At 44.8% G+C, this 12,122-nt stretch carries 14 protein-coding genes; all 14 read left to right on the forward strand.

The genetic code is table 11. From position 1 onward, the window contains the following. Nucleotide 1: 1 nt before the first annotated feature. The 14 genes from HFELIS_RS00925 to serS all read left to right on the forward strand — a co-directional run bounded on the left by HFELIS_RS00925 (nucleotide 2) and on the right by serS (nucleotide 12,122). Entirely contained in the window at nucleotides 2-1,012 is a 1,011-nt protein-coding gene (locus HFELIS_RS00925; RefSeq protein ID WP_013468659.1) for an HNH endonuclease, read from the forward strand. Then, nucleotides 964-1,386, forward strand: coding sequence for an SMI1/KNR4 family protein (locus HFELIS_RS00930; protein ID WP_013468660.1), 423 nt, complete (start codon nucleotides 964-966; stop codon nucleotides 1,384-1,386). The genes HFELIS_RS00925 and HFELIS_RS00930 overlap by 49 nt, the downstream gene beginning before the upstream one ends. Nucleotides 1,387-1,395: 9 nt before the next feature. Then, nucleotides 1,396-1,629 (forward strand): hypothetical protein, encoded by a 234-nt coding sequence (locus HFELIS_RS00935; RefSeq protein ID WP_013468661.1) that lies wholly within the window; start codon nucleotides 1,396-1,398, stop codon nucleotides 1,627-1,629. Nucleotides 1,630-1,638: 9 nt separating this feature from the next. Beyond that, a complete protein-coding gene (locus tag HFELIS_RS00940; protein WP_013468662.1) occupies nucleotides 1,639-4,095 on the forward strand; it encodes an FtsK/SpoIIIE domain-containing protein in 2,457 nt (818 codons plus the stop codon). Nucleotides 4,096-4,205: 110 nt separating this feature from the next. Continuing rightward, nucleotides 4,206-4,544, forward strand: coding sequence for a hypothetical protein (locus HFELIS_RS00945; RefSeq protein ID WP_013468663.1), 339 nt, complete (start codon nucleotides 4,206-4,208; stop codon nucleotides 4,542-4,544). Continuing rightward, nucleotides 4,544-5,587: an outer membrane protein gene (locus HFELIS_RS08450; RefSeq protein WP_013468664.1), complete on the forward strand. Its 1,044-nt coding sequence runs from the start codon at nucleotides 4,544-4,546 to the stop codon at nucleotides 5,585-5,587. Before HFELIS_RS00945 ends, HFELIS_RS08450 begins: the two co-directional genes overlap by 1 nt. A gap of 24 nt (nucleotides 5,588-5,611) precedes the next feature. Beyond that, entirely contained in the window at nucleotides 5,612-6,613 is a 1,002-nt protein-coding gene (locus tag HFELIS_RS00955) for a DNA adenine methylase (RefSeq protein ID WP_013468665.1), read from the forward strand. Nucleotides 6,614-6,752: 139 nt separating this feature from the next. Next, on the forward strand, nucleotides 6,753-7,544 hold the full coding sequence (gene trpA, locus HFELIS_RS00960) for a tryptophan synthase subunit alpha (RefSeq protein WP_041302684.1): 792 nt from the start codon (nucleotides 6,753-6,755) through the stop codon (nucleotides 7,542-7,544). 24 nt (nucleotides 7,545-7,568) lie between these two features. Next, entirely contained in the window at nucleotides 7,569-8,309 is a 741-nt protein-coding gene (locus HFELIS_RS00965) for an META domain-containing protein (RefSeq protein ID WP_013468667.1), read from the forward strand. 1 nt (nucleotide 8,310) lies between these two features. Then, entirely contained in the window at nucleotides 8,311-8,856 is a 546-nt protein-coding gene (locus HFELIS_RS00970; RefSeq protein ID WP_041302685.1) for a YigZ family protein, read from the forward strand. Further along, a complete protein-coding gene (hemJ, locus tag HFELIS_RS00975) occupies nucleotides 8,857-9,294 on the forward strand; it encodes a protoporphyrinogen oxidase HemJ (RefSeq protein WP_013468669.1) in 438 nt (145 codons plus the stop codon). Beyond that, nucleotides 9,291-10,067, forward strand: a complete 777-nt coding sequence (gene ubiE, locus HFELIS_RS00980; RefSeq protein WP_013468670.1) for a bifunctional demethylmenaquinone methyltransferase/2-methoxy-6-polyprenyl-1,4-benzoquinol methylase UbiE — start codon at nucleotides 9,291-9,293, stop codon at nucleotides 10,065-10,067. Before hemJ ends, ubiE begins: the two co-directional genes overlap by 4 nt. Next, nucleotides 10,022-10,870, forward strand: coding sequence for a carbon-nitrogen hydrolase family protein (locus HFELIS_RS00985; RefSeq protein WP_231844185.1), 849 nt, complete (start codon nucleotides 10,022-10,024; stop codon nucleotides 10,868-10,870). Before ubiE ends, HFELIS_RS00985 begins: the two co-directional genes overlap by 46 nt. Further along, a complete protein-coding gene (serS, locus tag HFELIS_RS00990; RefSeq protein WP_013468672.1) occupies nucleotides 10,863-12,122 on the forward strand; it encodes a serine--tRNA ligase in 1,260 nt (419 codons plus the stop codon). Before HFELIS_RS00985 ends, serS begins: the two co-directional genes overlap by 8 nt.

Genomic DNA, 12,122 nt, shown 5'->3' on the forward strand with positions numbered 1-12,122 from the left:
TATGCCTGTCAATGTGGACACGGAGCAGGTGCGCGCGCTCTTAGAGCGTTTTGAGGATTTTCAGGAGCATTTATACCAAGAAACCCGCGCCTTTTTGCAGGAGCTAGAAACCTTTTATGGGGAAACTAAAGAGGAGCTAGCCCAGACCAAGAAGGCTTTGCAAGAGGCAAAGGAGGGGCTAGCTAGGGCTAGGGCGTGGGAGGTTGCTTGTGAAATCGCATTAGCCATCGCCATCGCCACAGAGTGGGGGGTGTGGGCGGCTACAATCGCTCTTAATATTGCCGTTGAAAAGCGCGAAAAATGGGAGCAAAAGGTCGCCCTGCTAGAGGAGGCGGTTGAAATTTACACAGAGGAGCTTAGGCGTATCCAAACGATTTTAATCGAAGAGTTTTGTCAACAAAGTCGGACTTTGCACTTGGCCTATGGGCAAGAACACCATGAACTTTGCATGCGCGCGCTCAAAGCCTCTGCTATCATCGAGCAGGAGTATATGATCCCCCCTTGGATTCAAAAACTCTATGACAAATTACAAGGCCTAGAATCCCAGCTAGACCCTCTCATCAAGCAAACACAAATTCAAGCCATTCACGATCAATACCGCGCTTTCTTAGAGGAGCGCAAAGAGGGTTTTATAGTGTCTGAGGATGAAACCTTTAAAACTCCCTTTAACGATCTCAATTTGCCCGTTTTTCCGGCACTTTTTAGCACCCAATTAGATTTAAAGACCTTAGATAATGAAAAACCCATGCTCTGCTTTTATGCGCTCAAAGCCCTGCAAAAAGCCTTAGCTACAAGCACAGCCCTGCAAGACATATTAAGCGATGAGGACAAGGATCAGATCAATAAGGGCATCACGCCTAAGGGCTATCTCTGGCATTTTGATCCCAACCCCCCGCTAGGCACGATGCAATTAGTGCGCGAAGAAGTGCTGTTATCTGTCCCCCACACGAAAGGATACCCTCTATGGAAAGAAATACTCCCTCAACTGCAAACCCAAATTGGGGATTTGTAATCCCCCTAGAAGAAAACGCCCTGCAGAGCGCGCAAAAGATATGCGGCCTAGAGTTTAGCCCTGCCTTTATCGCGTTTTTACAGCGGGCTAATAACGCCATCCCTGCTAAACGCAACTTCACACTAGGCCAAGAGAGCTACACCTTTAAAAATGTGTTCAACTTCAACACAGAGGGCAAATGCACCTTTGCTTTTTTCATGCAAAAGCTCAAAGCGCATTTAGACGCACCAGAAATCTTTTTTGGCAGTGATGGCTATGGCGGGCTGTTTATCTTAAATACTAGCACTGATCAAGTGCTGTTTTTAGACACGGATACGGGGGTTAAAAAACCCTTGATTGCCTTTGATCTTTTCCTTAAAAAATTAGAATCTTAGGAGCTTTGTATGCATTATGAAGGCAGTGCTTCGCATATAAGACATTTGCAAGATTTATTCTTAGAGGCGATGAATGACGACCTAGGGCATAAACTCAGCACAGAAGTGATTGAGGAAATGCGCCATTTGGCCAATCAGTTTGAAAATCTTGAACTAGAGATGATTGGCAATAAAGAGAGTATCACGAGGCGTTTAGAAGAAGCGCGTGATTTAGTCCAACAAGCCCACAACATACAACCCTAAAGGAAGACCATGTTAGCTGCCCTACAAGATTTAGACCAAGCCCTGCACAAAGTGCGTTTTGCACACAGCCCGCTTTTTACTCTTAAAGAGAGTCAAGAGAGATTGCTTAAAATTAGAGATAATATTAGAGAGAGTCAGCCCCAACTAGGCGGGCAATTACACCTTAATGAAAGCCAAAGTTACCCTGAGTTTCTAGCTTTAGGCGTGTTGGAAGTGGGCGAAAACACCCCACAAGGCTTAGAAGAGAGCTTTGAAAAATTCTTTATCCCTAAAGTTTACCCCTTCCCTCCGCCCGCTCTCTATGGCAATAGTCCAAACACGCCTAGATTTTTACGCGAAGCCTTTTTGCGCTTGGTCTCTACCATCCCCCTCACTCATTTACAAGTGGTCTTAGTGGATGCGTTGCAATTAGGCGGAGTCTTTGCACTCGCACGGCGGCTTTTAAAAAAAGATCACAAATTTATTTACCAACAAAAAATCCTCACAGAGGGCGGGGAGATCAAGCAAGCCCTAAAAGACCTTTATGAATACCTGAAAACGAATTTACAAGAGAAATTAGCAGGCTATAAGGATTTTATGGACTACAACCGCCATAACACCGACCGCTTAGAGGTACGCGCCCTGTTTTTAAGCGGGGTGGACGCTTTAGATGCGGAAAGTCGGGGCTACTTACAGCGCTTGGTGCGCTTTGGCGCGGCTAATGGGGTGCTGTGTTTTGTCTATAGCTTGAGCGAAAAGCAAGAGCGTAGCAAAGAAGAGGCATTTTTAGATCGTTTCTTAGAACAATACGCTGAGAGGTTTGAGAGCACTCCTGCCTTTGAACGCTTGCGTTTAAAAGCCCTACACGATTCTACGGGCACAAACTCCGCGCATTTAAACGCCTTTGCTAAAGAGGTAGCTGACTACTATGATGGGCGCAATCAGATCAAGCGCGAGGTGAGCGAACTGCAACAAGAAGGGGAATTTTGGAACAAAGAGAGCACTTATATTGTGCGTGCGCCCATTGGGTGGGATAAAAACCATCGAGAGGTCCTATTTGAGATCGGAGGCGATCAAACCCAGCACCATACTTTAGTCTGTGGGCGCAGTGGGAGCGGGAAATCTAACTTTTTAAATGTGCTCATTCAGAATTTAGCTTACTACTATTCCCCCGATGAATTGCGTTTATTCCTGCTAGATTACAAAGAGGGGGTAGAGTTTAACGCCTATGCTAACCCCACCCTAGAGCACGCTCAGTTGGTGAGTGTGCAGGCTTGCGTGGCCTATGGAATCACTTTTTTAGAGTGGCTTAATAAAGAGTTGACGCGCCGTGCGCAGTTGTTTAAAGATTGCGGAGCAAAGGATTTTAAAGGCTATAGACAAACCCATACTTTGCCTAGATTTGTGGTGATTATTGATGAGTTTCAGGTCCTATTCATGGAAGGCAAAAAGTTAGAGGAGATAAAAAATTTGGTGGTTAATTTGCTTAAAAAAGGGCGCAGTTATGGGGTGCACATGGTTTTTTCCACCCAAACTATGGTGGGAGGCCAAATTCCTAAGGAAATACTGGGCCAAATTGGTAACCGCATGGCCTTAGCCGTAAACGAAACAAACGATAGTCTCTCTGTTTTGGGCAATGATGCGGCCACGCGTCTTGAGCCCAAGATAGGCATTTATAGCTCTGTAGGCGAGCAAAAAGACGACTCGTTAATGACTTACACAAGTATCCCCTATGCCGCTAATGAAAAGCTCCCTGATTTCATTGCAAAAACCATAGAAGAAGCTAGGGAACGGGGCACAAAACCCCTAGAGGATCGCAAGCTCTATAATGGCGAAGAACCCGTTTATATGCCCCAAGCGCTTCATTTGCAAGACATGAGCTTACAGCTGGGCGTAGGCGTGGATTATGAGGGCAGAGAATTTATTTTACCCTTTGAAGAGGGCGATCACTTGCTCTTAGTGGGCGCAGACGAGGCTAAGATAACATGGCTAAAGATTTTGGGTAAAAATTTGCATGCTTTGGGCAAAAAACTTTACTATTATAATGCTAGTAAAGCTCTTGCAAAAATTCAAGACCAGATCCAGCCCTACGGCATACAAGCCACCCACACCAACGCGCAAATCTTTGAGGAAAATTTAGAGCCGGGGAGCTTTATTCTCATTGATTCTTTGGATGAAGCGCAGGATTTGCATGATAGAAAGAGCGTAGGATTGGCGCAATGGAAAGCTTCTCTAACTAACGCCAAAGACTACGGCCATCACTATATCGTCATGCTCACTAACATGAAAAGAGTTACCGGTATCCCCGATATAAAGGACATGTTGGAGCTCTTTAAGTACCGCATTGTTTTTAAAAGCAATCAAGAAAACACTGAGAAGGCGACCAGCATAGAGATTAAAGAGAGATTAGAGCGCGCCAACGCCCGCTTTTTTGACAAATCCACAGACGCGTACACAGACTTTAGGCCCTATAGTTTGCGGGATTAGAGTTTAGGGGGTTAGGCTTAGAGTTTTCTAAGCTTAAAATAAGTGTTTATCAAATACGCTACTATTCTGAGATTATAATCCCAAAATTACAATGGTAGGAGTGTCTGTTTATGCGGCTAGCTTTATTGGCGGTATTAGCGGTGGGTTTGAGTGCAGAAAGCAGTGGGTTTTACATACAAGCAGGATTTCAATATTCTAATGTCTTGCAAGACAATGTGGCAAGCAAAACGGACATTCAGGCTTTAAATACGGCGGTTAATTTTAATAAGGCGTTCCCTTCTAAGCACCAGTGGAACGCACCACAAGCGGGCGACATACCATTTAAGGATCCGGTAAATAATCCATTTCAACAGACTGAGAAAATTTTAGATCAAATAATCGATTGGGATGGAAAAAATCTTGATATGGATATGGCCAAAGCAGACTACCAAAAAACGCAGAACAATTAATGCCCGCATGGCTAGCTTACACTATCGAAAGTGCTCAAAAAGAAACACCTAATGCGCCTAATAAAGTTATAGGGAATATGCTTAGCGAGTTGGGTAATTTTGCAGGTCGAGCTATGATGGGTTATCAAACATACAGGTTTCAAAACCCCCAGCTTGAGGCAGCTTATAAAGCGTTTAATACAGTTGGCCAGCAAGCTGCCCAAGCTTTAGGGATGGGTAGTATATTGCTTTTAAGTCATGATGAGGGTCAGGCTAGCCTTGCTGTTTTACAAGCCCAAGTCTCTAACCTAGAGAATGCGGCTAACACTCTAAGTTCTACGCTGTTTAATGTACTCACCAGTGCGTCCTCCAACCAACAACCTCTTATTGATAATCCTAATCAAAGGAGGAAGTTTAGCGCGGCTATTCAATCTGATGCGGACCAAGTTTCCGTGCTTGCTCAAGCTCTTCAGAAAGTTTTAAAAGAACGCTATGGCATTTCTCCTGCTATGCAACACTGCTACAGCAATTCTAATCTCTATGGAGTGAATGTGCAAATGGGGTACAAACAATTCTTTGGGAGTTCGAAGCGTTGGGGGTTGCGCTACTATGGCAGTTTTAGTTACAACTGGGGAGAGGGCTCTAAAACAGGCCATGGCATCAACAGCGTGATCTATGGAGCGGGCATAGATGGTTTGTTTAACTTCTTTGAGAGCGGAAGTCATGGTGTGAATGCCGGAGTCTTTTTAGGGTTAATGGTAGTGGGCAATTCATGGATTAATAATAACACGGCATTAAAAACAGCCATTAATGCGTGCAAAAATGATCGCGCTTGCACACTGCAGATGCGATCTAGTTATTTCCAACTGCCTTTGACCTTTGGTTTTAGGACTAATATTGGCGCGCATAATGGTTTTGAGATCGGCACACGCATTCCTCTATTGCCCATGCCCTATTACTACGCCTCTATGGCTACAAGTTATGGAATATTGGGAACTTACAAGCAACAAATAGGCTTTAAACGCAACGCTTCGGTGTATTTTAACTATGTCTTTAGTTTTTGATGGGAAACTCATACCCATCGATGCATGAACTATATTGGCTCTAAGCGCAAACTCTCTAATTTTTTATTTAGCAACATTCAAGAAGTGTTGTTAAATTGCGGAGTTTCTCTCTGCGATTGTGTTTTTACTGACCTTTTTTCAGGCACAGCGGCTGTAGGACGGCTGTTTAAAAACCATGTTAGACAGGTCATTAGCAATGATAAAGAGTTTTATAGCTTCGTGCTAGCCAAACACTATATTCAGAACACCCAGCCCTTAGAGCGCGCCCAAGTCCTTGTAGATGAACTTAATGCCCTCCCCCCAACAGAGGGCAAAATTTACCAGCATTACGCGCTAGGGGGCGGGGAAGGGCGGCAGTATTTCAGTAATCACAATGCAGGCAAGATTGATAGCATACGCATGCAAATTAAAAAATGGCAAGAAAATCACACCATTAATGAAGCAGAATTTTACTTTTTACTTGCCTCCCTTTTAGAGGCTAGCGACAAGGTAGCTAACACCGCTTCTGTCTATGGAGCGTTTTTAAAACACCTCAAAAAAAGCGCGCAACAAGAATTAGTGTTAACTCCAGCACCCTTAGAGTTAAGCCAAAACTCCCATTATGCCTACAACAAAGACGCTAAAGAGCTCATCGCACGCCTACACACCGATATTTTATATTTAGACCCTCCCTATAATCAGCGCGAATACGGGGCCAATTACCACCTCTTAAATAGCATTGCTCTTTATGATGACTTCATTCCACAAGGCAAAACGGGACTAAGAAATTACGAAAAATCCGCTTGGTGCAAAAAATCCTCAGCGTATGAGAGTTTAGAATATGTCATTAAGCACACCCGCGCGCGTTTTATTTTTTTAAGTTACAACGATGAGGGTCTGCTAAGTTTGGAGGAAATCGCAACCCTCTTTAGCCAATACGGGCACTACAATCTTAAAAGCCATGCCTACACCCGCTTTAAGGCTGATTCTAAGCGCACGCAGACTAAAGAGAGCACGATCGAATATTTGCATATGCTTCAAAAGTAAGAATTTTGAACTTTAAGGCATACCTGCGCCTTGCAATTAACCTATAGTTAACACTTTTTTAGGGGTTGGGGGTTCAGGGAATGGGGCAGATTTGCAAAAGGGGGTTTGAGGTTTTGTTCTGCGTGCCGATGTAGCCCGCATGAGATACACAAATATGTTTGAAAAAAGGGGCGTTTTTGTGCCCTTTGTGATGTTGGGCGATCCTAGTTATGAGGTGAGTTTTGAGATCATTAAGACTCTTATTGATGCAGGGGTGGATGCCTTAGAATTGGGTTTTGCCTTTTCTGAACCGATGGCTGATGGCCCCACCATTCAGGCAAGCCATCTTAGAGCTCTTAAGGGCGGGGTGAATATGCGCACTAATTTTGCTCTCTTAGAAAAGGTGCGCGCCTATGCCCCAAATATTCCCATCGGACTTTTGCTTTATGCTAATTTGGTGCACCACTTTGGGGTGGATCATTTTTATCGCGCTTGTGCACAGAGTGGAGTAGATAGCGTGTTGGTGGCTGATGTGCCTTTAACAGAGAGTGCGCCCTTTGTGCAAAGCGCAAACCAACACCATATCGCCCCGATTTTTATTGCTGCCCCACACACAAGTTCGGCGCATTTAAGACAGATCGTTACACAGAGTTTAGCTTATGTCTATGTGTTGGCGCGCGCAGGAGTTACTGGAGCTAGTCAAACTCTAGGCCAAGAGGCTAGAGAAGTGATTGTCCATCTTAAAGAGCTCGCACCTCTGCCTTGTCTGCTAGGCTTTGGCATTTCTCAGCCTGGCCACATACAAGAGGCGTTAGCATTGGGCGCAGATGGGGTGATTTGTGGTTCAGCCATTGTAAAAATTATAGAAGAAGGGCTCAAAGATTCCTCTTGGATGTTAAAAAATTTGCGCGTTTTTGTAGAAAATATGCGTATGGGGTTGTGCTATAATTAGGGTTTCAATGTCTAAAGGGGTGGAGTGCGAGGTTTTAGGGGTGTTTTTAATGGGGTAAAGAGAAATTTAAGCTTATGGGTCGGGGTTTTTTTATGCGCTTTTTTATTGGGGGGTTGCTTCTTGGTGCGTTTTTTTAGCAAGAATTTTAATTACAACCGCTATCGCATCACTAAGGTTGTTATAGATGGGCATGCTTTTGACTTTAAAGACATTATCTTAGAAGCCGAAAGTCTTAATCCTGCCCAAGATGCCCAAGATACTTCCATGAATGACGCGCCTCTACCGCCTAAAAAATCCGATTCAACCCCCTCTAATTCTCAATCTCCTAAAAGCAAGCTTGATTTACTAAAAGCAGAATTAGATGCCAAGATCAAAGACCTCAACGCACAAAGCCTTCCCCCCGATCATTCCATGATCAAAACAGACATGCGGCAACTCCAAAGCGATATTGCCCGCAACCACCTTAAAAAACTTCCTCCCAATGTAGTCAATAGCCCGATGGGGCGTGTGGAATTTGATCAAAAACAGTTACGGGCCTATGGGCTAATCTATTGCAACAAATATTTCATTAGCTATTCTTTCCGCGATGACGATCATTTGCGCATTGAGGATAAAGGCATTTCGCGCCGTGTGTGCAAAAATGATAAATTAATGGCTTTTGAACTCGCCTTTTACGATCATCTAAAGGGTCTTTTCACCATCACACGGGGAAAAAACACGCTCGTTTTAGACAACCAAAAAATGCAAATTTATTTACAACACTAATATGCATCAAGTCAAGCATTTAATCACCTCCAAGCACCGCGTAAAGGGGTCGCTTTTTTTAGGGTTTTTGATGCCTAGTGCGTGCTTTGAGGAGACTCTCGTGCAATTGCGCCAAGAGCACCACAAGGCGCGCCATATTGTCTATGCTTACCGCTACATGCAAAAAGGACAGCTCAAAGAAGCTTTGCATGAGGCCAAAGAACCCAAACACAGCGCGCAAGGTTTGCTAGATATTCTGCGCCATGAAACATTATGCCAGAGTGCGGTCATTGTGGTGCGCTATTTTGGGGGCGTGTTGTTAGGAGTAGGGGGTTTGATGAAGGCTTATACTACCAGTGTGCAACTCTGTATCCAAGAGATGCACGCCAACCAAGCCCTAGAAGTTTTTGAAGAACCCCTTGTGCGTTTCATCCCTTATGCTAAACTAGATGGCTTGAGTGCGCGCGCCAAAAAGTGCGCTGTGGTGCTAGAAAAGCAAGCTATAGAGCCCGATGGAGTTTGGGTAAGTCTAAAGGGCGCACAAGCGCATAGAATTTTAGGAGAATGAATGGAAGATTGGTATATTTGGCTCAAGATTATTCATGTAATTGGGATCATCTCTTGGATGGCAGCCCTCTTTTATCTGCCTCGTTTATTTGTCTACCACCGCGAAAATAGTGATAAGCAGGAATTTGTCGCCATTGTGCAGGTGCAGGAGCAAAAACTCTTTAGCTACATCGCCATGCCCGCTATGATTATTTCGGTTTTGAGCGGTTTAGCCTTGCTCTCTGTTCTAGGTTCTGAGATTTTTCACCACGGATGGTTGCACCTTAAGTTACTCTGTGTGCTCATTTTATTGCATTACCATTTTATGTGCAGGAAATTTATCCGCGAATTGGGCAGAAATGCGCATTATAAAAGTGGGCGGTTTTTCCGCTGGATTAATGAAGTGCCCACGATCTGCATGGTGGTGATTGTCTTTTGTGTGGTGGGGAAATTCTTTTGAGCCCAGAGCGCGAACAAGAACAAAAAAAGATCATTGGCATGTTTGATAACATCGCCAAAACTTACGACACCACTAACCGCGTTTTAAGTTTTAAGCAAGATGAAAAATGGCGCAAAGACGCGATCGCACGCGCACTACGCTGTGTCTATGCCTTTAAGGGGGATTTGCAAAATTTGGTAGTAGGCGATGTGGCTTGTGGCACGGCAGATATGCTCTTGCACATCGTGCGGGATTTGGAACATAAAGGCAGTTTGGAGCGTATTTATGGAATCGACCCCTCCAAAGAGATGCTACACCTAGCCCGCGAGAAAATCGCCAAACTGGCTCCCCAAGCTCCCATTAAACTAGAATGTTTAGAAGCCAAGAAACTCACCCCTCTTCAAAATGAAGAATTGGATTTGATCACCATTGCCTATGGTCTGCGTAATGTGCTCGATCGGCGCGCAGCCTTGCGCGAATTTAGCCGCACGCTGAAAAAAGGGGGTGTGCTTCTCATATTAGAGTTTATGCGCTGTGATCAGCGCGGAATTTTAGGCACTTTGGCGCATTTTTACACCTCTAAAATCCTGCCCATTTTTGGCATGCTCTTGAGCCGTAATTACAGCGCATACGCCTATCTACCTGCTTCTATTGAGGGTTTTATTAGTGTGGACGAACTAGAAGACGAATTAAACGCTGTGGGCTTAGAAGTGGTGGAGAAAAAGCACTACCTTTATAAAAGTGTTTCGTGCATTTTGGCCGTGAAAAACACGCAGGAGCAGGCATGCACCTAGCCCTCTTCCAAATGGCGCGTTTTGATTTAGATTTTATCAAGAGTAATTTAGCCCAAATCCCAAAAGGTGCGCTCTGTCTTTTCCCCGAATACATCCTAAGCCCTTTCTTTTTGGATTTGCTCCAAGAAAACCCCGAACATATTCTTTTGCAAGTTCAGGATCGCCAAGTCCAACTTCAAGAACTCGCCTGTAAACACGGGGTGCACTTAGTGATCCCTACTCTGCGCGCACACTCTAAGGGTTTGCTCAAAGAGCTCGCATGGATCAGTCCCAAGCATGCAGAATTTAGCCCTCAGCAACGCTTGATTGCTTTTGATCACTGGGACGAACAAGCCTTTTTTGTTAATCCTAAACAGGACTTTAAAACCCCTCTTAGCTTTGTGCTCGAGGGGATTAAGATCGCTGCCCTCTTTGGTTTTGAGGTGCATTTTGATGCGCTTTGGCTAAAAATGCAAGAGGAGGGAGTGGATATGGTCCTTTTGAGCAGTGCGAGCGCGTTTGAATCTTTTGAGCGTTGGCGGGCGGTGTGCAGCGCGCGCGCCTTTTGTAATTCGGTGTTGGTCGCGCGGGCTAATCGCATTGGCATGGTGCGCCAAGAGTATTATCAAGGCGTGAAACATAATTTGCCATGGCGTTTTTATGGAGATAGTTTTATCGCCCTGCCTAATGGACACATCAGCGATAGCTTGCAGGGGCAGGAGGGAGTATTGCATTTAGAGGTGCACAAAGAATATTTAGATGCGTGGGCGCGTGAATGGGGTTTTAGAAGCCCCCAAACTCATGTGGGAGAAAAGTATGATTGATAAAAAATTGCTATTAAAAGATTTTGAGGGTGTGGTGGAAAATCTGCAAAAACGCTTTGTAGACCCCCAAGTTTTGCTAAATTTAAAAGAGGTGTTGCTAGAGTTTAAAGCCCAAAAACTCCAGCTTGAAGAGTCCCAAGCTTTCCAAAACAAGATTTCTAAGGATTTCTTCCAAGCCCAACGCCAAAATGACCCACAAGCTAGAGATCTCAAAACCTCTTTAGAGGAAAATAAAACCAAGATCGCCCACCTGCAAGCCCAAGTCAATACCCTAGAAGAAAAACTAGACACGCTTTTAGCAGGACTGCCTAACTTGCTCGATCCGGCTACGCCCTTTGGCAAGGATGAAAGCGACAATGTGGAGATCAAGCGCATTTTAACCCCTAAGAGTTTTGATTTTGAGCCCCAAGAGCACCACATTTTGGCTCAAAAAAATGGCTGGATCGAGTTTGAGCGTGCGGTAAAAATCTCTAAGAGTCGTTTTAATGTCTTGCGCGCGCGCGGGGCGTTGGTGCATAGAGCCCTAGCGAATTTCATGCTCGATTCTAATGCCTCACGCGGGTTTGAGATCGTGAGCCCGCCCGTGATTGTGAATACCACAACTCTTTTTGGCACGGGGCAGTTGCCTAAATTTCAAGAAGACCTTTTTAAGATTGAGGACGAATCCCTCTATTTAATCCCTACCTCTGAGGTAAGTTTGACCAATCTCTATGCTGATGAGATTTTACGCGTGGAAGATTTGCCCATTATGATGACTGCCTGCACCCCCTGTTTTCGCAAAGAGGCAGGCAGTGCCTCTAAAGACACACATGGAATGATCCGCCAACACCAATTTGACAAAGTGGAATTAGTGGCCATCACCCACCCAGATGAGAGCGCGCACATGCAAGAGAAAATGTTAGAGGCGGCTAGCGCGATTCTATGTGCTTTAGAATTGCCCCATCGTTTTGTGCAACTTTGTAGCGGAGATTTGGGTTTTAGTGCGAGCAATACGGTGGATATTGAAGTGTGGTTGCCCGGGCAAAATTGTTATCGTGAAATTAGTTCGGTGTCCAACACGCGCGATTTTCAAGCTCGGCGGGCCAAAATCCGCTACAAAGAAGGCAAGAAAAACGCGTTGGCGCATACACTCAATGGCTCTTCTCTAGCCATTGGGCGCACCTTAGTCGCCTTGATGGAAAACCACCAGACTCGCGATGGGGATATTCATATTCCCAAAGCTTTAGAACCTTATTTAAAATCTTGGGTGTGA

The organism is Helicobacter felis ATCC 49179 (assembly GCF_000200595.1).
Taxonomy (GTDB): Bacteria; Campylobacterota; Campylobacteria; order Campylobacterales; family Helicobacteraceae; genus Helicobacter; species Helicobacter felis.

Coding starts and splice junctions, on each gene's coding strand:
- serS (WP_013468672.1), top strand. CDS start 10,863: ATGATTGATAAAAAATTGCTATTAAAAGATTTTGAGGGTGTGGTGGAA.
- trpA (WP_041302684.1), top strand. CDS start 6,753: ATGAGATACACAAATATGTTTGAAAAAAGGGGCGTTTTTGTGCCCTTT.
- hemJ (WP_013468669.1), top strand. CDS start 8,857: ATGGAAGATTGGTATATTTGGCTCAAGATTATTCATGTAATTGGGATC.
- HFELIS_RS00925 (WP_013468659.1), top strand. CDS start 2: ATGCCTGTCAATGTGGACACGGAGCAGGTGCGCGCGCTCTTAGAGCGT.
- HFELIS_RS08450 (WP_013468664.1), top strand. CDS start 4,544: ATGCCCGCATGGCTAGCTTACACTATCGAAAGTGCTCAAAAAGAAACA.
- HFELIS_RS00970 (WP_041302685.1), top strand. CDS start 8,311: ATGCATCAAGTCAAGCATTTAATCACCTCCAAGCACCGCGTAAAGGGG.
- HFELIS_RS00940 (WP_013468662.1), top strand. CDS start 1,639: ATGTTAGCTGCCCTACAAGATTTAGACCAAGCCCTGCACAAAGTGCGT.
- HFELIS_RS00935 (WP_013468661.1), top strand. CDS start 1,396: ATGCATTATGAAGGCAGTGCTTCGCATATAAGACATTTGCAAGATTTA.
- HFELIS_RS00930 (WP_013468660.1), top strand. CDS start 964: ATGGAAAGAAATACTCCCTCAACTGCAAACCCAAATTGGGGATTTGTA.
- HFELIS_RS00955 (WP_013468665.1), top strand. CDS start 5,612: ATGAACTATATTGGCTCTAAGCGCAAACTCTCTAATTTTTTATTTAGC.
- HFELIS_RS00945 (WP_013468663.1), top strand. CDS start 4,206: ATGCGGCTAGCTTTATTGGCGGTATTAGCGGTGGGTTTGAGTGCAGAA.